Origin of the sequence: Streptomyces sp. W16 (assembly GCF_033194735.1) — a bacterium.
Taxonomy (GTDB): domain Bacteria; phylum Actinomycetota; class Actinomycetes; order Streptomycetales; family Streptomycetaceae; genus Streptomyces.
The window spans coordinates 14739-32579 of sequence record NZ_JAWOAI010000043.1; the positions used below are offsets into that span (position 1 = coordinate 14739).

Sequence of the window (17841 nt, forward strand, 5' to 3'; positions counted from 1 at the left end):
TTGGCTGAGGGCATGTCGATCACACAGGGCACTTCGGTACGCGGCACACGGGTCGGGCAGCTGATCGCGACGGTGGTCACCCTTCCCGCTGCCCTCTTCGTGTACATCATCGGCAGCCTCACACCCATGGCCTGCGACTCCTGCAACGGTGCGGAAGCCAAGCGCTTCACCCGGAGTTTCGACACCGCCTTCACGCTCCTTCAGGTAGGGCTTCTGACCTCCCTGGCGCTGCTGCTCGCCAGCTGGGGCCTGCCGCAGACCGAGAAGACCGCCGCCCGGCGCGCCGTGTTCGCCGTCCTCGCACCCAGCACCGTCATGTTCTCGTTCCTCCTGTTCACCGGCATCGTCCCGACCCCCAACTGACGGCGGCCTGTTCTGATCGCTTCGCGCTACGGGGTGAGTTCGCACTGTCACTGGTTGTAGCTAAGGTGATCGTAGAGGCGCAGCACCTCGACAGGAACGACGGACAGGCCAGGTACGGGGGAGGGCATTGTGCTGCTGAGTGAGAGTGGATCGGGAGCGCCCTCCGGGTCGTCGTGGGCGTCGGGCATCTTCGACGCGGTGCGGGGCGCCGCCGCGGATGTCGTCACCGAGTTCTCGTCCTTCACGGTGTTCCAGAAGCGCGTCGACCAGCTGATCCGCGACCTGAACGGCTCGGACGCCGGCCCGGGCAAGGTGCGCCAGGAGCAGCTCGTACGGCATCAGTTCGGCGGCGGTGGCGGCCAATGGCCCGAGGCGGCCGGGCTGTTCACCGCGTACGAGACGGTCGTCAGCGAACTCGAAACACTCTCGAAGCTGCTCGCCGACTCGATGGAGGGCATGAACATCGCGGTGCTGGCATCGCACAAGGGCTACCAGAACATCGACCTCGACGTCCGCGACCGTATGACCGCGATCAGCGCGGAGACGACGAAGCACTACGGCCGCACCTACGACCCCGACCCCCGGCTCCCGAAGCAACCCCACACCGCGACCGGGGGCGACGCGGGAGGCACGATCTGATGTCCGCCACAACACCCGGAGCCGGCAGCACACCCACCACGCCCACCACGCCCTTCGAGAACATGAGCCACGAGCGGATGCTCGCGTGGCTCGACCAGGCGAACTCGGGCACGGTGCGGTCCGCCGCGGACCGTCTGACCGCAGCCGCCGAGGAGATCCGCAGGATCGGCGAAGAACTCAAGGTCCGCCCCCAGTACGTGGATTGGCAGGGTGAGGGAGCCGACGTGTTCCGCACCTGGGCCGGCGACCTGGCCAACTCCACTCTCCGCCTGGGTGACTTCAGCGACGACGCGGCGAAGTGGCTGGGCCAGGCGTCCGACGCGATCGCCGGCGCACAGGCATCGATCCCGCGCGACACGAAGAGCGCGCGGGCCAACCCGAACACGACGACACCGGCCCACAACGACCCAGGCGTCACGACCGTCACCACCAAGTCCGCGAGCGAACTCGCCGCCCTCGCCACGGCCAAGGAGAAGATCCGCCAGGAGGCCGCGGCGCAGATGCTCAAGCTGGGACAGTCGTATCGACTGTCGGCCACGCAGTTGGATGGGTTGGAGCGGCCGACGTTTCCGCCGCCGCCGACAGGGCTGCAACCGACCGCCAGTAAGCGCGACGAGAACGAAGTGGTCTCTGCCGGAGGCACGAGCGGTCGCACCTCGTCCACAGGCGGTGTGGCCGGAGCCTTGTCCGTTGCTGCGGCGCGTCCGACGACGGCGCGGACTGTTGACGACACCAGAGCGTCGACCGGCGAATCCCACCCGCGCACGACGGTTCAGCGACCATCGCCCGAAGGCGCGGATCAAGCGGGTCAAGTGGGTGTGAAAGTTGACGGTACTCAGGTGTCTCCGCTGCCGTCGGTGCTGCCAGTGAGTCCGGTCGGCCCGCCGGACGAGGGCCGGACTGTCGGCTCCGGGGCGGTGCCCACGGGAACGATGCCACCGCCGGTGTCGGGCGGCGTACGGAATTCGTCTTCAACCGCCTCGGGACCGGGACGTGCGACGAACGGTGGGCATGCTGCCGCTCAGCCCGCGCGGAGGTCGACAGGGCCGCTTTCCAGAAGCGTGTCCGGTACCGGCGTGGAGGGCGGGCCGGCAGGCACCGCGCGTCCCGTGACCGGTGGCCGGTCTTCGGGGCCACCGGGACGAGAGACGGCGCAACCAACTCCCGGACGGGCGGTGGGTGGCAACGGCATCACTGGTGGGCGCCCCACTTCACCAGCCGCCGGATCGTCTGTCGGCCGGCGTGTCGGCGGGCTGCCGCGCGGCACTGTCGTCGGCGGTGAGACAGACGGTGCGACCGGTCGTGGTCCGGCTGGGCAGAGGTCTTCCACGGGCGCGGGAGGAGCAGGGGCCGGGCAGCGGGCGACGCCTGCTGGGCGTCGAGGCGCCGGCGATGGTGTGGTGGGCGGTCGCCCGCAACCGCAGGGGCGTTCGGGATCCGGGCGCTTCACTCCCGGCGGCTCGGGCCTGGTGCGGAACCAGGATGCGAGTGATGCGGTGGCGTCCGCATCGAGTGCGCGAGGGCGTATGGACGTAGGGCCGAGTGGTTCCCGTTCACCGAATACGCAACGGAACGGCGATCGGGGCAAGAAGACCGGCGGCCGGAGCGAGGAAGAGGAGCCGGGACAACAGACCGGCCACTCGAACGCCTAGCCTCGGCTACCGACTCCCCAGCACCAGTGACCAAGAGGAAACAGATGCGTGCCGGCACGTTGAGGAATGCCTGCCTGGGGAGTGCTGTCTCCGGAACCGCGGGTCTGCTGTTGATGGGCGTGGCAGTCACGCCCGCGTACGCCGAGTCCGTCCGGCAGCAGGAGTGGCATCTCACCGCCATGAAGGCCGAACAGATGTGGCAGACCAGTACGGGCAAGGGCATCACGGTCGCGGTCATCGACACCGGAGTCGATGACACCCTCACCGACCTGCAGGGCCACGTGCTTGCCGGCAAGGACGAGGCACCGGGCTCACCCGGCGACGAACACACGGACTACGACGGCCACGGAACCACCATGGCCCTCCTGATCGCCGGTACCGGCAAGGGAAACGGAGGCGACGGCACCTTCGGACTCGCACCGGGCGCCGGGATTCTCCCCGTGCGCATGCCCGACAGGGGATGGGACGCGGGCAGATACAACAAGGAGTTCAACCAGACCCTGAGCAGCGCGATCCGCTATGCGGCCGATTCCGGCGCACAGGTCATCAACATCTCGATGGGGGCATCCAAAGGGTCGGAGCAGCTGTCGTCCGCCGTGACGTATGCGCTGGACAAGGGGTCGCTCGTCTTCGCAGCGGTCGGAAACAGCGGCGCCGGCGGAAACCAGGTCGAGTACCCCGCCGCCACTCCAGGTGTGGTCGGCGTGGGATCGGTCGGCAAGGACCTCCGCAGGACCGGCGAGTCCGAGTACGGCCCGCAGGTGGACATCGCCGCCCCGGGCGACGAGATGTACCACTCCTGCCCGAACGGCAAGGACCTCTGCCGCTCCCACGGCACCAGCGACGCCACAGCCCTGGCCTCCGCCAGCGCCGCCCTCGTCTGGTCCAAGCACCCCACCTGGACCAACAACCAGGTACTCCGCGTCATGCTCAACACCATCGGCGCCCCCACGAACGGCGCGAAGCGCAACGACTCCATCGGATACGGCATTGTCCGGCCGCGTATCGCTCTTCAGAACCCGGGGCACCCCGGCCCGGCCGGCGAGTACCCGCTTCCCGACCTTGCCGGCGCACAGGCCTCGGCGTCTCCGAGTTCGAAAGCCTCCGATGCTTCGGACTCCAGCGCCGCAGGTGCTCCGGCGAAGGAGGGCAACCTCCCGGCCTCGGCCTCACCTTCGGGCGGCAGCGGCAGCGGCAGCCGTGTCCCCTGGATCGGCCTCGCCGTTGGATCCGCGGTGGTGCTCGGCGCGGGTGCGATGGTGCTCGCCGTACGCCGACGCAAGCGCGGGCATGCATGAGCAGCGGAGATTTGCAGCTTTGCGAGTGACTAAGTCATCATCCTCGTTGGCAAGTTGAGGATCTAGTAAGAAACTCTGCGCTCGGTCTCAGTCGGCTGAGAGTCACAGTTGATCCGGGGAGGCGCGGGGGAATGGCATGGCAAGAGTGGGAGCAGCTGAAGGCTGACGCGGCCCAGAGAGGCCCGGCCCACATGCAGCTCAACCAGCTCCCCGCGGACGGGGGTGGCGTTACCGGCGATCTGGTGGTGCACCAGGACGACCTCGGTGCCGTAGGGCATGAGGCGTACATCCTTCACGACCAGCTGCGGCAGCGCGTGGACATCGCCGGTGCGGGCTCAGGCAAAAGTGAATCCGGCTCGACGATGCAGGCCGGTGAGGAGTTGAAGGGGAGCGGCTTCGTGATGGGCCCCGCCCTCGTCACCACGGTCTCGATCTGGACCTCACAGGTCAAGTCGGTCCTTCAGGCCGTCGCGCACATTTCGAACCACCTGGACTACAGCAAGAAGCTGCACGCTCGGGACGACACGCAGATCTCCGCCGAGATCAGCGGCCGAGACGGTTCCGCGATGTCCGTGTCCAGCCTCAACAGTTACTTCCACTGAGAGAGCCGAACCACGGTGCCACTCACGTACACGGACCTGCTCGACGTCGATCTCGGGAAGCTCGGCGCGGCCGTCGACGACTGGAAGCGAGCGGTCGACGCCCTCAAGACGCTGGACGAGGACGCCCGTTCGGGGATGAAGGCCAAGTCGGACGCTGCTCGCTGGGCTGGTGTGAACGCCGATGTGACCCGGGGGTTCGTCGACAGGACGGCCAAGGAGTTCACCGATCTGCACACCGAGGCGAACAGCATCTACCAGGTCCTCGACGATGCGCACGGCGAACTCCTCGCGCTGCAGCGGGGGTTGAAGACCCTGGTCGAGGAAGCGCGGGCGAAAAACTACACGATCACCGACAACGGGGACACCACGGTCACAGTCCACGAATGCGTCGCGCGGGGCCAGGAGCCGATGGCGAAGGCCGGTGGCAAGGCGGGGCAGCACTGGCAGTCCATCGCCGACCAGATCTCTGCGAAGGTCGGGCGCGCCGACGACGTGGACCAGTCGGTGAAGGCCGCGCTCGCCCGGTCCCACGGCAACGACCTGAACGACGCGGGCCACGCGGACTACGACTCGCTCAACGAGGCACAGGCCGCCCGTGCCGTCGAACTCGCCAAGAAGGGCGAGCACATGAGCAACGCCGAGTTGAAGGAATTCGACCGGCTGATGAAGTACAACGGCACGGAAAAGGGCGGGGAGTTCGCCACCGACTTCTACAAGGCCCTCGGCCCGGAGAAGACGCTGGAGTTCTACGGCTCCATGACGCTCGACGGTACGGCCGGTGACGACAAGGCCCGGCTCGCCCTGACCAAGAACCTCCAGCAGTCCATGGGCCTGGCGCTGGCCAACGCCACCGACCCGGACCACAAGTACCACGTGCCCGCGAGCTGGGGCGACCAGATGCGCAAGCTCGGCGGCCAGCGCCTGCAGATCGAGAACGCCGGGCTCAACCAGCCTTACGGATACCAGGTTCTCGGGGGTCTGCTGCGGTACGGGAACTACGACGCGGCCTTCATCAACCCCATCGCCGGACACATTGTTCAACTGCACCACGAGAACCCCGACCTGTTCACCCTGAACAGGCCCATGACGGGCGGGCTCGACGCCGATTTCGGCTACAACCCTTCGGGAAAGGTCGGAGCGGGATACGACCCGCTGACCAGCGCCCTCGAAGCGCTGGGGCACAGCCCGGAAGCCTCGAAGGCGTTTTTCGCCGACGACAGTCCGAAGGTGTACAACGCCGACGGCAGCGAACACAAAGGCGCGAAGCTCGGCTACACGTACTTCGACGAGCTGACGGACAAGAAGTTCCAGTGGCCGATGGACGGTTCGGGGGTGCCTTCGAAGGCCTACGGAGTGGACGCTCTGGGCCACGCGCTGGAGTCCGCGACGCTCGGGCACGCGTACGACGATCCGACGCCGACGTTGGTGCGCGACGAGGACTCGGCCAAGATCATGAAGCAGGTCGTGCACACGTACGGCAACGATCCCAAGCTCCTCAAGCAGCAGGAGATCCTCTCCGACAGCCTCGGCCGGATGGGGGCGGGCTATATCGACGACCTGAACTGGGGACTCGACGAGAACCGCAAGGGCAGCACCTTCGCGCCCGCGTCGGGGGTCGACGGGCACGCCAAGTTCGGTCAGAGCGACACGATCAGTTTCCTCAGCACCCTCGGACAACATCCGGACGCCTACGCGGAGGTTTCCTCAGCGGGACGGGTGTACACCACCAGCGTGCTCGAAGCGCAGGTGGGAGCCGACGGCTCCATCAACGAGGGGGTCGCGCGCGACGCGACGCGCAGTGGCGCCGACATCCAGGGGATCCTGGACCAGGCGCGCGCGGACCAGGTCAAGGCCGAGGGAGTCGCGGCGGACAAGGAATACAACGACGCTCTTGAGAAGCGCAACGGCTGGGTCGAGTTCGGAACCGGGGCGGCCGTGGCGGCCGGTGTGGCCTTCCTGCCCGAGGTTGCCGCAGCCGGAGTCGTGGCGACGGCGATCCCGGTGATGACCGACACGGGCCAGGGCATGTTGGAGCAGCAGATCGGCAACGTCATCGGGGACTGGACCGAGACGAAGCAGCAGGACAGCAGCAAAGACGTCCAGGCGCAGACCGGGAATATCTTCACGGCCGGCAGGGAGAACTCCGAGTCGCCGGCCAGGAACTTCATGGAGAACCATCACATCCGTGGCAACTCCGACTTCGGGCAGGACCTGGAGGATGCGTGGACTGGCGGCTACAACGACGGCATCAACCGAGAGAACCAGCAGGGGCAGTTGCCCCAAACAGGAGAATGACCATGCTGAGCAACAAGCCCGGGCGACATTTGGCCGCCACCGTGGTGGCTGTTGCCGCCCTGGCCGCCTCTCTCGCCGCCTGCGACAGCAATGAGCAAACCGGGAAGTCACAGGCGGCTTCCGCCCAGACGAAGCTGTGCGGCGCGAACCTGTCGACAAGCACTCGGAAAGCACTCCTGGATGCGCTGGGAAGCCGTACGTACGACTGGGATTGGTCGAACCAGAAGCACCTCGGCGACCCAAGTGAGACGGACCAGGAGAGCCTGGGTGACGCCGCCAAGAAACTCGTCTCCGGATTCCGCGAGAACGGGGCGGACGACTACGAGGAATACCCTCTGTGCTACGCCTACAACCCGGCAGTGGACAACACAATGATCGACCTGTCCTTCTACCTCCCAGAAGCGATCCCGGAGTCCGCTGCGTCCCAGCTCACCCCGTACAAGCTGGGCAAGCTTTCGCTCGCCAGGTCGTCGCGTGCGTACCTGTACATGGAGTGCTCAAGCAGCACATTTGGTTCGGAAGACAAGCCCGTTCCGATCGAGGTGAATCTGGGGCGCTCGTGGATACCGGCAAGTGAATCCGAAACGATGCGCATGGAGAACCTGAACGTCCTGCACTCGGTTGCCCTCGCGATGGCCAAGGAACTCGGCTGCAAGGACGACGCCGGTCTGCCGGCACAATTCAGCGTCCCGCAAAAGGCGTGACGACGGACGCAACGCGATGACGTCCGCATACACGGCCCGTGGCAGCCAGAGCGACACCGATGACGCGCGGGGCTGGTGACATGCGGCGGCTTCTTGCCCTTCCCCCGCTCATGGCACTGCTGCTCGGATCGGCGGCGTGCATTTCCGGCGGCACGAAGGACATCCGGAACCGGCGACCGGACCCGGGGAGCCTGCGAGGACCTGCTGGGCACGGTCGGCGAGAAGTGGAAGTGGTGGGAAGCCGCCATCGAAGAAGCGCAGGAAGGGCGTTGGGTCCGTGACGCCGTGGAACGGCAGGTCATCGAGGACATCGGTGCCGCCACAAACCCTCTATGTGGCGGCCGGATGGCCCCTTTCACCGAGGACTCGTGGCACGTTCGAATCGGGAGGATCGCGAACTGGGCCGGGGTGCTGCGACTCGCGGCCCGGTCAGGCGGATGGGTGCTCCAGCCAGTCGCCGGGCGCCGCCCGCCGCACCCTGCGGGCATGGCTGAGCTGCTGTCTGCCATCTACGCGGTCGGCGAGCAGGGAGAAATCTGGATGCGGCGGCTTCTGAAGGGCGAGCTGCCACCAGAAGACGAGATCGCGAAGGCTGAGGGCTTCCTCACCGGGCCGGGATCCGTGGAGGACCTTGAGCTCTTCTTCTACGACTGAAGAGTCGTCGCTTCATCGTCACCGCCGTGCCCAGATGAAGATGGCGGCGAGGTGGAGTGCGGCCTGGTAGGCGATGGCGAGCTTGTCCGTTCGCATGGCCAGGCCGCGCCACTGCTTGAGCCGGTTGATGCATCGCTCGACCGCGTTGCGCTGCTTGTACGTCTCGGCGTCGAAAGCCGGTGGGCGACCGCCGGCGCGGCCTCGCCGCAGCCGGTGGCCGATCTGGTCGGAAGGCTGGGGGATGACAGCGCGGATTCCACGTCGGCGGAGGTGACTCCGGATGGCGCGGGATGAGTACGCGCGGTCTGCCAGGACCACATCGGGCCGGGTCCTCGGCCTTCCGGGCCTGCCTCGCGGAACACGGATGGTAGCCATGACGGTCTCGAAGACCGGGGCGTCGCCAGCCTGACCTGCGGTGACGCGGAGGGCCAGAGGTCGCGCATGGCCGTCGCTGGCGAGGTGGACCTTCGTGCTCAGGCCACCGCGGGAGCGTCCGAGCGCGTGGTCCTCGGGTTCGGTCGGGCCTGAAGCCCCCTTTTCCTGGCTCCGGCGGCGTGCTGGTGAGCCCGCAGACTGTGGAGTCCACCGATACGGTCCAGCTGATGTCGTCAGCCCCCTCGGCCGCCGCCAGGACCGCGGTAAGGATGCGTTCCCACGTGCCGTCCACGGCCCGTCTGATCAGCCGCTTATGTGCGGTCTGGAACGAGCCGAGCTCGTCGGGCAGGTCCCGCCAGGGCGAGCACGTTCGGTACTTCCACGCGATGGCCTCCAAGGTCCGGCGGTGATCGGCCCATCGCCGACCGCGGACCGGATCGGCCGGCATCAGCGGCTCGATCCGGTCCCACATCGCATCAGTGATCACTAGTCGGACGGACACATCCGATCAACTGACCACCGATCAAGGAGACACTCTCTAGCCGCGGGCCATCAAGTGCACCGCCCAGTCGAACGCCGAGTCCCTCCCCTTCGCGAACTCCTCCTCCGTGAACACCGGCACCGACACCTCCGGCGGAATCCCCGTCCCGTCGAACGTCCGGCCCGAGTCGGTCAGGTACTCCTCGTTCGGGAGCCAGGCGGTCATGCCGTTGGGGAGTTCGCGTTCCATGACGTCGGAGAAGACGCCCTGGGTGGGCTGCCCGATGCGGATCGTGCGGCCGGGGCGGTCGATCAGGGCCTGGGTGAAGGTCTCGCCCGCGCTCACCGTCGAGCCGCCGGTCAGGACGGCCAACGGGCCGGTGTAGCGCGGGGCGTGGGACGGGAGTACCGGGATCGGTTCGGGGCGGGTGTGACGGCTCGGGTTCGCCGGGTCGTTGCGGGCCCGCTTGGCGTAGGCGATGTAGGGGGTGTCGGTCAGGCGTTCCGCGATGTGGATGCCGAGGGCGTCGGAGCCGCCCCCGTTGATGCGCAGGCCGATGATCAGGCCGTGCAGGTGACGTGACCGTTCCGGCGTGAGGACGGTGTTCAACGCCCTGTCCAGCTCGGCGAGTTGGCCCGCGTACGATGCGTTCTCGTCGGCCAGATAACCGCCGAAGCCCGAGATCCGCAGATAGCCGAGACGGCCGTCGCCCGCCAGGTCCGCGTAGGTGATACGGCCGTTGGCGAAGTCCCGGCGGTACGAGGCGTTCGCCAGGTCCCGCGCCACGATGAACTTCTTGACCCTCGCGTCCAGTTCCTCGTCGGGAACCTCGGTGCCGGGGCGGCCCTCGGCGAACACGCGGTCGCCGTCCTGGACCGCGACGTGGGCGTCGTAGAGCGGACGCACCATCCTGCTGAAGATGTCGAACAGTTCCGCCCTGGTCGTGTCCTTGTGCACCTGCGGGCGGTACTCGTCCCGTACGGCGTGCCAGTTGACACCCTTTGCCGCGAAGAACGGGTAGTTCTCCTCGTAGGACTGCCAGAAGACGTCGAACGAGGTCAGCGGGTCCTTCGGGGTCGGGTGGGTACAGGCGGCCGGCAGGGCGGAGACGCGGACCAGCTTGCGGTGGCCCACCGCGCCGGCCGCGCCGAGTGTGGCGTGGTCGTGGTCCCGGCCCAGTCGTACGGTCAGGACGTCGCCGTCCACCGTGTACGTCCCCGGGCCCGTCCGCCGTGCGGTGTCGCCCTTGACGCAGCTCACGGCGGTGGTCTGGTACTCCTGGTACGTCCCGTGGCCGAGGGCGACGACCGTGCCGTAGCCGTCCATCCGCCAGAGGCCGTCGGCGGTGTGATCGGTGCCGGCGGCGGACGTGGCCGGCGCGGCGATACCTGCCGCGAGGGTCAAGGCGATGAGGGTGGCGGTGGTGGTACGCACGTGGTGTTCTCCCAGTGGTGCGGCGGTTCGAGCCGTATGGCACGCATGACCTGTATGTCCCACAACCCTGACCGACCGGCCGCCGCCCGGGCCATCCGGCACACCCGAACATCGGAGTGAGGGAAACCCCCGGGACCCCGGCCGTCCGCCGTGGGGCCACAGGACGTCCGCTTCCTCTGCCGAAGGATGACGAAGGATCGTCCTTGGCCCGGGCGTCGGAGTGCGCATCAGGGAGCTCCTTGACCTGCGCGCTCCTCGTCGATCTCCGCCGCCTGTTCTGCCGGATACGCCCGTGCCGCCGCTTCCTGGTTCACGCGTTCGTCGAGGGAGAGGAGCTGTCAATCCCAGTAGGGTGCACGCCGTGATGAACCGCGGGAACGGGGCAAACCCCGACGAAGGAGTCCACCTCGGTGACGGCACGGATGGGCTGGCCGCGGTCGACGACCGAGTTCGGAGGCTGTTCACCGGGCTCACCTGCATCTTCGTGACGCTGCTCGCCGTAGGCCTGATGGCGGTCCTCCGCCGGGCCGCGACAGGCCAGGGCCAGGGGGAGGCGCCCGGCGGTCTTCAGGTGATCGCGGCCGTCATGGGGCTCGCGGTGGTTGTGGTCGCGGTGTGGTTGGTCGTCCGGGCCCGGCGCGCCCAGAGGTGGCTGCCGCTGGTGATCGCATGCGGGGGCTGTGTCGGCTGGATGGCCGTCATGGCCCTCGTGGCGCGGATTTAGCCAGGGGGTTTCCTGTCCCCCCTCAGGACTCTGGGCTGCCAGACCCCGCACACCGCGGCAAGCCCTCGGTCGAGATGGTCCAGTCGGCGATGGTGACGTCCTCGCCGTAGACGAAGTGCTGAAGTTCGCGGACGGTTCGGGGGCAGGGCGTATGGACGACGATTTCGGAGGCCGACCGGTCGACAGCCCGAGGCAGCTCCGGGTCCTTGAACTGCGGTATGGCATCATCCGGGCCCAGGCTCTTACGCCAGAGGAGTCGCTGGCCTTTATCGAGCAAGCGCCGGGAGAAACATGATCGGCAAGGCTACTGAGTTGCTGTGGTTGAAGAGCAGCTACAGCGACAGCAGCAACGGCAACGACTGCGTCGAGATAGCCGCCACCCCCCACACCATCCACATCCGTGACTCCAAGAACACCCAGGGCCCCCGCCTCACCCTCGCCCCCACCACCTGGACCGACTTCGTGGCGTACGCCGCCGAGTAGCACCAAGTCGGCCGGTCCAGGCAGTCAGTCAGTCGGAGGGGGCCGTCCCCTACGGGTTCACCACCTTGCCGCCGAACGTCACGGCGAGTTGGCCGCCCGAGGTGAAGGACCAGCCCAGGCTCCCGGAATAGGACGAGCACCGCGCCCCGTTCGTCCCCGTCCAGAACTGGTTCGAACTGTCCGCGTCGCCCACCGTCTTGTCGTTCGAGCCGCTGACCGCGAACCGGCACGACGTGTTCGTGCGGAACACCGAAGTCCCCGTGTCGAACGAGAAGTTGCGCTCCGCGTTGTCGATGCCGACGTTGTTCGAGACCGTCATCGTGCCCGGGTTGCTGTTGTAGGTGAACCCGTGATGGCCGTTGCCGTAGGCGATGTCGTGCCGGACGACGTGGTTGACGGCGATGTCGTCGCCGCCGAGCTTGTAGCCGTTGCGGTCGCCGTCGCCGCTCTGGCTGCCGTCGGTCAGCGTGCCATTGCCGTAGGAGAGGCTGTACTCGATGGTCACCGGGCCGATCGCGCCCGTGTCGGTCTTGGTGTACAGGTCCCAGCCGTCGTCGATGTTGTTGTGGGAGACGTCGTAGCGGAAGACGTTCCCGGCGCCGGTCGTCAGCTTCGCGGCGAAGCCGTCCGCGTCCTCGCCGTCGGAGTCGGCGTTGTCGTGCGACTCCGAGCTGACGACCAGGTTGTTCGAGGGCCAGGACGAGCTCGGCGTGCTGGAGGAGATGCGGCCCAGTTGCAGACCCGTGTCGCGGTTGTACGACGTCACCGTGCGCTCGATGACGTTGTTGCTGCCTCCGACGTAGATCCCGTTGTCCCCTGCGTGCGACACCGTGAGGCCGTAGACATGCCAGTAGTTGGCGTACAGCTGGAGCCCTCGGTTCGATGAACTCTCGCTCTGCGAAGCGAAGTTGAGGACCGGGGTCTCGCCGGAGTAGGCGGTCAGGGTGGTCCGTGCGTTCGACGTGCCGTCGCTGCCCACGGGGACGGTGACGGTCGACGAGTAGTTGTACGTCCCGCCGCGCACATAGATCGTGCCGCCGGACGCGATGCGGCTGATCGCCGTGGCGAGGGTGGTGGGGGCGGAGAGGGTGCCGGCCGCGCTCGCGGTGCCGGTCGGTGACACGTACTGGGTGGCGCTCGCGGCCTGCGCCGGGGTGCCGGAGAGTGCTACGAGCGTGCCGGCCACCAGGCCGACACACGCCATGACTGGTCTCACTTGCATCGTTCTGCCTCCAGGGTCGTCCCATGACCAGGGAATCCAGGGGTGCCGTGCAAGGGAAAGCGCTTTCCCGCGTTCTCGTGAGGGACCGTAAGCGCTTGCTGTGGACGCGTCAATGGGTGTGTACTTGATTCTCATTCACAGGGGTGAACGCCGATGGGGGCTGGGCGAGACGCGCGCCGGGCGCACGTGTTTGACCTGCGTCACTCCAGGGGTAATCTCTACGCCCCGATTGGCCAGCCCCCTGCCCCATATGGCAGACTGTCCGAGTTGCTCGGTCGAGTGTTGATGCTGCGCGCCTCCCGTCGGGAGGACCGGAAGCGAGTCCCACGGTACTCGTCGTCCCAACTGTCTTAACGGCAGCGCTGGGACGGACGTACGGGAATCTTTCGGGAAGTGTCAGTGCGGCGCCGGCCAGGCACCCGGTGGGCTTCTTCGCCCTCGGCTTGCGGTTCCGGAAGGGCCGTGCTTTCCCAGTAGGGAAGTTCCGTATATGGGACTTCTGTGTCGGTGAGAGCGCGACACACCCGACCGCGTGGGTCGGAGGAATCGAAGAGAGCAGAAGGACTTACCGGGGTGCAGAGCGTTACTAGAGACAGGACTACTGAGTAGCCATGGCGGGACAGAAGATCCGCATCCGGCTCAAGGCCTACGACCACGAGGTCATCGACAGCTCGGCGAAGAAGATCGTCGAGACGGTGACCCGCACTGGTGCGTCGGTCGCGGGCCCGGTGCCGCTGCCCACTGAGAAGAACGTGTACTGCGTCATCAAGTCGCCGCACAAGTACAAGGACTCTCGCGAGCACTTCGAGATGCGCACGCACAAGCGCCTGATCGACATCCTCGACCCCACCCCCAAGACCGTTGACTCTCTGATGCGACTCGACCTCCCGGCCGGTGTCGACATCGAGATCAAGCTCTAGGGGCCGGTGAGCTGAAGATGGCTAAGCAGATCAAGGGCATCCTGGGCGAGAAGCTCGGCATGACGCAGGTGTGGGACGAGAACAACCGTGTTGTTCCCGTGACCGTCGTCAAGGCCGGCCCGAACGTCGTGACCCAGGTCCGTACGAACGACAGTGACGGCTACGAGTCGGTCCAGATCGCCTTCGGCGAGATCGACCCGCGCAAGGTGAACAAGCCCCTCAAGGGTCACTTCGCCAAGGCCGATGTCACGCCGCGTCGCCACCTCGTCGAGATCCGCACCGCGGGCGCCTCCGAGTACACGCTCGGCCAGGAGATCACCGCTGAGGTGTTCGAGGCCGGCGTCAAGGTCGACGTGACCGGCAAGAGCAAGGGCAAGGGCTTCGCCGGTGTCATGAAGCGTCACAACTTCAAGGGCCTCGGCGCCGGCCACGGTGTCCAGCGCAAGCACCGCTCTCCCGGCTCCATCGGTGGCTGTGCCACCCCGGGCCGTGTGTTCAAGGGCGTCCGCATGGCGGGCCGCATGGGCAACGAGCGGGTCACCACCCAGAACCTGACCGTTCACGCTGTTGACGCGGAGAAGGGACTGCTCCTCATCAAGGGAGCCATCCCGGGTCCGAACGGCGGCCTCGTCCTGGTCCGTACCGCGGCCAAGGGGGCCTGAGGACTATGAGCACCATTGACATTCAGTCGCCCTCCGGCGACACCGCCGGGACTATCGAGCTCCCGGCCGAGATCTTCGACGTAGAGAAGATCAGCATCCCGCTGCTTCACCAGGTCGTCGTCGCACAGCTGGCCGCCGCCCGTCAGGGCACGCACAAGGTCAAGCGTCGTGGCGAGGTCCGCGGTGGTGGTAAGAAGCCGTACCGCCAGAAGGGCACCGGCCGCGCCCGTCAGGGTTCGACCCGCGCCCCGCAGTTCGCCGGCGGTGGCGTCGTGCACGGCCCGACGCCGCGCGACTACTCGCAGCGGACCCCGAAGAAGATGAAGGCCGCGGCCCTGCGCCACGCCCTCACCGACCGGGCCCGCAACGCTCGCATCCACGTCATCACCGGCGTGATCGAGGGCGAGACCCCCTCCACCAAGGCCGCCAAGAGCTTCCTCGGCAAGGTCAGCGAGCGCAAGAACGTGCTTCTGGTCATCGAGCGCTCCGACGAGGCCGCGCTGCTTTCCGCGCGCAACCTGCCCCAGATCCACATTCTGGAGCCGGGCCAGCTGAACACGTACGACGTTCTCGTCTCGGACGACGTGGTCTTCACCCAGGCCGCTTTCGAGTCCTTCGTGTCTGGCCCCCAGGCCGCTGACACCGAAGGGAGCGAAGCCTGATGGCTACGCGTCACCCGAGCATCGCCTCGAAGGCCGCCAAGGCCAAGAAGGTCGCCCGCATCGCCAAGGCGAAGCGGCACGAGACCGAGGGCAAGAACACCGTCGAGACGCCGATCAGCAAGTCGTTCACGGACCCCCGTGACGTGCTGCTGAAGCCGGTCGTCTCGGAGAAGAGCTACGCGCTCCTCGACGAGGGCAAGTACACCTTCATCGTGGCCCCGGGTGCCAACAAGACCCAGATCAAGCAGGCCGTCCAGGCGGTCTTCTCGGTCAAGGTCACCGGGGTCAACACGATCAACCGTCAGGGCAAGCGCAAGCGCACCAAGACCGGTTTCGGTCAGCGCGCGGGCAGCAAGCGCGCGATCGTGACCCTCGCTGAGGGCGACCGTATCGACATCTTCGGCGGTCCGGCCGCGTAAGCGGGTCGGATCGTCCGATATCGGACGAGGACTGAGAAATGGGAATCCGCAAGTACAAGCCGACTACGCCGGGCCGCCGTGGCTCCAGCGTCGCCGACTTCGTCGAGGTCACGCGGTCCACGCCGGAGAAGTCGCTGGTCCGCCCGCTGCACAGCAAGGGCGGCCGTAACAATTCCGGTCGTGTGACCGTTCGCCACCAGGGTGGCGGACACAAGCGCGCCTACCGCGTCATCGACTTCCGTCGCCATGACAAGGACGGCGTGCCGGCGAAGGTCGCGCACATCGAGTACGACCCCAACCGCACCGCGCGCATCGCGCTGCTGCACTACGCGGACGGCGAGAAGCGCTACATCCTCGCCCCGCGCAACCTGCAGCAGGGCGACCGCGTGGAGAACGGTCCCGGGGCCGACATCAAGCCGGGCAACAACCTGGCGCTCCGCAACATCCCGGTCGGTACCACGATCCACGCGATCGAGCTCCGTCCCGGTGGCGGCGCCAAGTTCGCCCGCTCCGCCGGTGCCTCGGTGCAGCTGCTCGCGAAGGAGGGCACGATGGCCCACCTTCGTATGCCTTCCGGTGAGATCCGCCTGGTCGACCAGCGCTGCCGCGCCACGGTCGGCGAGGTCGGCAACGCCGAGCAGAGCAACATCAACTGGGGCAAGGCCGGCCGCAAGCGCTGGCTGGGCGTTCGCCCGTCCGTCCGTGGTGTTGCGATGAACCCGGTCGACCACCCGCACGGTGGTGGTGAGGGCAAGACCTCCGGTGGTCGCCACCCGGTCTCCCCGTGGGGTCAGAAGGAGGGTCGTACTCGTTCGCCGAAGAAGGCTTCGAACAAGTACATCGTCCGCCGCCGCAAGACGAACAAGAAGCGCTAGGAGCGGGTTTAGATGCCGCGCAGTCTCAAGAAGGGGCCCTTCGTCGACGGACACCTCATCAAGAAGGTGGACGTACAGAACGAGGCCGGCTCCAAGAACGTCATCAAGACCTGGTCCCGCCGCTCGATGATCGTCCCGGCCATGCTCGGCCACACGATCGCGGTGCACAACGGCAAGACCCACATCCCGGTGTTTGTCACCGAGTCGATGGTCGGCCACAAGCTCGGCGAGTTCTCGCCGACGCGCACCTTCCGGGGTCACGTCAAGGACGACCGGAAGTCGAAGCGCCGCTAGCGCGGGGTGACCGACCATGACAAACACTGAAGGGACAACCATGGAAGCCAGGGCCCAGGCGCGGTACATCCGCGTCACGCCCATGAAGGCCCGCCGAGTGGTGGACCTCATCCGTGGCATGGACGCCACGGAGGCTCAGGCGGTCCTGCGTTTCGCCCCGCAGGCCGCGAGCGTGCCCGTCGGCAAGGTGCTTGACAGCGCCATTGCCAACGCCGCACACAACTACGACCACACCGACGCCGGCAGCCTCGTCATCTCCGAGGCGTATGTCGACGAGGGTCCGACCCTGAAGCGGTTCCGTCCGCGTGCCCAGGGCCGCGCCTACCGGATCCGCAAGCGGACCAGCCACATCACCGTGGTCGTCAGCAGCAAGGAAGGAACCCGGTAATGGGCCAGAAGGTTAACCCGCACGGGTTCCGGCTCGGCATCACCACGGACTTCAAGTCCCGGTGGTACGCCGACAAGCTGTACAAGGACTACGTCAAGGAAGACGTCGCCATCCGTCGGATGATGACGTCCGGCATGGAGCGCGCCGGCATCTCGAAGGTTGAGATCGAGCGCACCCGTGACCGCGTGCGTGTGGACATCCACACCGCTCGCCCGGGCATCGTCATCGGCCGCCGCGGCGCCGAGGCCGACCGCATCCGCGGCGACCTGGAGAAGCTGACCGGCAAGCAGGTCCAGCTCAACATCCTTGAGGTCAAGAACCCGGAGACGGACGCTCAGCTGGTGGCCCAGGCCGTCGCCGAGCAGCTGTCCTCCCGCGTCTCCTTCCGCCGCGCCATGCGTAAGAGCATGCAGTCGGCGATGAAGGCCGGCGCCAAGGGCATCAAGATCCAGTGCGGTGGCCGCCTCGGCGGCGCCGAGATGTCCCGCTCGGAGTTCTACCGCGAGGGCCGTGTGCCCCTGCACACGCTCCGCGCGAACGTCGACTACGGCTTCTTCGAGGCCAAGACGACCTTCGGCCGTATCGGTGTGAAGGTCTGGATCTACAAGGGCGACGTCAAGAACATCGCCGAGGTCCGCGCCGAGAACGCCGCTGCCCGTGCGGGTAACCGCCCGGCTCGCGGTGGCGGCCCGGGC

General features: G+C 67.1%; 20 protein-coding genes and 2 pseudogenes. 19 read left to right on the plus strand and 3 right to left on the minus strand.

What is annotated here, in order from left to right; all coding sequences use genetic code 11:
* The first annotated feature begins 12 nt into the window (after window positions 1-12).
* The 8 genes from R6V09_RS08540 to R6V09_RS08575 all read left to right on the plus strand — a co-directional run bounded on the left by R6V09_RS08540 (window position 13) and on the right by R6V09_RS08575 (window position 8207).
* The gene (locus R6V09_RS08540; protein WP_317880749.1) at window positions 13-363 is read left to right on the plus strand and encodes a hypothetical protein; all 351 of its coding nucleotides are present in this window, start codon (window positions 13-15) and stop codon (window positions 361-363) included.
* Window positions 364-492: 129 nt separating this feature from the next.
* Complete coding sequence (locus R6V09_RS08545) at window positions 493-1002, plus strand: hypothetical protein (RefSeq protein WP_317880750.1); 510 nt, start codon at window positions 493-495, stop codon at window positions 1000-1002.
* Between the two features lie 62 nt (window positions 1003-1064).
* Entirely contained in the window at window positions 1065-2654 is a 1590-nt protein-coding gene (locus R6V09_RS08550; RefSeq protein ID WP_317880751.1) for a translation initiation factor IF-2, read from the plus strand.
* A gap of 113 nt (window positions 2655-2767) precedes the next feature.
* Window positions 2768-3952 (plus strand): type VII secretion-associated serine protease mycosin, encoded by a 1185-nt coding sequence (gene mycP / locus R6V09_RS08555; RefSeq protein ID WP_317880761.1) that lies wholly within the window; start codon window positions 2768-2770, stop codon window positions 3950-3952.
* A 131-nt stretch (window positions 3953-4083) separates the two neighbouring features.
* Window positions 4084-4554 (plus strand): hypothetical protein, encoded by a 471-nt coding sequence (locus R6V09_RS08560; RefSeq protein WP_317880752.1) that lies wholly within the window; start codon window positions 4084-4086, stop codon window positions 4552-4554.
* Between the two features lie 15 nt (window positions 4555-4569).
* Window positions 4570-6849 (plus strand): hypothetical protein, encoded by a 2280-nt coding sequence (locus R6V09_RS08565; protein WP_317880753.1) that lies wholly within the window; start codon window positions 4570-4572, stop codon window positions 6847-6849.
* Between the two features lie 2 nt (window positions 6850-6851).
* Window positions 6852-7553: a hypothetical protein gene (locus tag R6V09_RS08570; protein WP_317880754.1), complete on the plus strand. Its 702-nt coding sequence runs from the start codon at window positions 6852-6854 to the stop codon at window positions 7551-7553.
* Between the two features lie 486 nt (window positions 7554-8039).
* Window positions 8040-8207, plus strand: a complete 168-nt coding sequence (locus R6V09_RS08575; protein WP_317880755.1) for a hypothetical protein — start codon at window positions 8040-8042, stop codon at window positions 8205-8207.
* 18 nt (window positions 8208-8225) lie between these two features.
* Here R6V09_RS08575 and R6V09_RS08580 read toward each other — a convergent pair.
* Both R6V09_RS08580 and R6V09_RS08585 read right to left on the minus strand, forming a co-directional pair.
* Window positions 8226-9054, minus strand: a pseudogene (locus tag R6V09_RS08580) (IS5 family transposase).
* 66 nt (window positions 9055-9120) lie between these two features.
* The gene (locus R6V09_RS08585; protein ID WP_317880756.1) at window positions 9121-10497 is read right to left on the minus strand and encodes a S41 family peptidase; all 1377 of its coding nucleotides are present in this window, start codon (window positions 10495-10497) and stop codon (window positions 9121-9123) included.
* A 364-nt stretch (window positions 10498-10861) separates the two neighbouring features.
* Here R6V09_RS08585 and R6V09_RS08590 point away from each other — a divergent pair, with 364 nt between their 5' ends.
* The 3 genes and pseudogenes from R6V09_RS08590 (at window position 10862) to R6V09_RS08600 (ending at window position 11704) form a co-directional block, all read left to right on the plus strand.
* Entirely contained in the window at window positions 10862-11221 is a 360-nt protein-coding gene (locus R6V09_RS08590) for a hypothetical protein (RefSeq protein ID WP_317880757.1), read from the plus strand.
* 112 nt (window positions 11222-11333) lie between these two features.
* Window positions 11334-11516, plus strand: a pseudogene (locus R6V09_RS08595) (transcriptional regulator); the annotation flags it as partial.
* Window positions 11513-11704, plus strand: coding sequence for a DUF397 domain-containing protein (locus tag R6V09_RS08600; RefSeq protein WP_317880758.1), 192 nt, complete (start codon window positions 11513-11515; stop codon window positions 11702-11704). The pseudogene R6V09_RS08595 and the gene R6V09_RS08600, both read left to right, overlap by 4 nt.
* Window positions 11705-11753: 49 nt before the next feature.
* Here the strand turns inward: R6V09_RS08600 and R6V09_RS08605 are convergent, their stop codons facing one another.
* Complete coding sequence (locus R6V09_RS08605) at window positions 11754-12908, minus strand: right-handed parallel beta-helix repeat-containing protein (protein WP_442809998.1); 1155 nt, start codon at window positions 12906-12908, stop codon at window positions 11754-11756.
* Between the two features lie 629 nt (window positions 12909-13537).
* On the opposite strand from R6V09_RS08605, the gene rpsJ reads away from it, so the two are divergent.
* The 8 genes from rpsJ to rpsC form a co-directional block, all read left to right on the plus strand.
* Window positions 13538-13846, plus strand: a complete 309-nt coding sequence (rpsJ, locus tag R6V09_RS08610) for a 30S ribosomal protein S10 (protein ID WP_003948644.1) — start codon at window positions 13538-13540, stop codon at window positions 13844-13846.
* Window positions 13847-13863: 17 nt separating this feature from the next.
* Window positions 13864-14508: a 50S ribosomal protein L3 gene (gene rplC, locus R6V09_RS08615; protein ID WP_266861021.1), complete on the plus strand. Its 645-nt coding sequence runs from the start codon at window positions 13864-13866 to the stop codon at window positions 14506-14508.
* A gap of 5 nt (window positions 14509-14513) precedes the next feature.
* Window positions 14514-15170 carry a 50S ribosomal protein L4 gene (gene rplD, locus R6V09_RS08620; protein WP_317880759.1) on the plus strand — a complete coding sequence of 219 codons (657 nt, stop codon included), beginning with the start codon at window positions 14514-14516 and terminating at the stop codon, window positions 15168-15170.
* On the plus strand, window positions 15170-15589 hold the full coding sequence (rplW, locus tag R6V09_RS08625) for a 50S ribosomal protein L23 (protein WP_200681734.1): 420 nt from the start codon (window positions 15170-15172) through the stop codon (window positions 15587-15589). The genes rplD and rplW overlap by 1 nt, the downstream gene beginning before the upstream one ends.
* A 38-nt stretch (window positions 15590-15627) precedes the next feature.
* Entirely contained in the window at window positions 15628-16464 is an 837-nt protein-coding gene (gene rplB, locus R6V09_RS08630) for a 50S ribosomal protein L2 (RefSeq protein WP_262064199.1), read from the plus strand.
* 12 nt (window positions 16465-16476) lie between these two features.
* Window positions 16477-16758: a 30S ribosomal protein S19 gene (gene rpsS, locus R6V09_RS08635; RefSeq protein WP_019055518.1), complete on the plus strand. Its 282-nt coding sequence runs from the start codon at window positions 16477-16479 to the stop codon at window positions 16756-16758.
* 40 nt (window positions 16759-16798) lie between these two features.
* The gene (gene rplV / locus R6V09_RS08640) at window positions 16799-17146 is read left to right on the plus strand and encodes a 50S ribosomal protein L22 (protein ID WP_006604878.1); all 348 of its coding nucleotides are present in this window, start codon (window positions 16799-16801) and stop codon (window positions 17144-17146) included.
* On the plus strand, window positions 17146-17841 hold a 696-nt coding region (gene rpsC / locus R6V09_RS08645; RefSeq protein WP_317880760.1), incomplete at its 3' end, for a 30S ribosomal protein S3. The genes rplV and rpsC, both read left to right, overlap by 1 nt.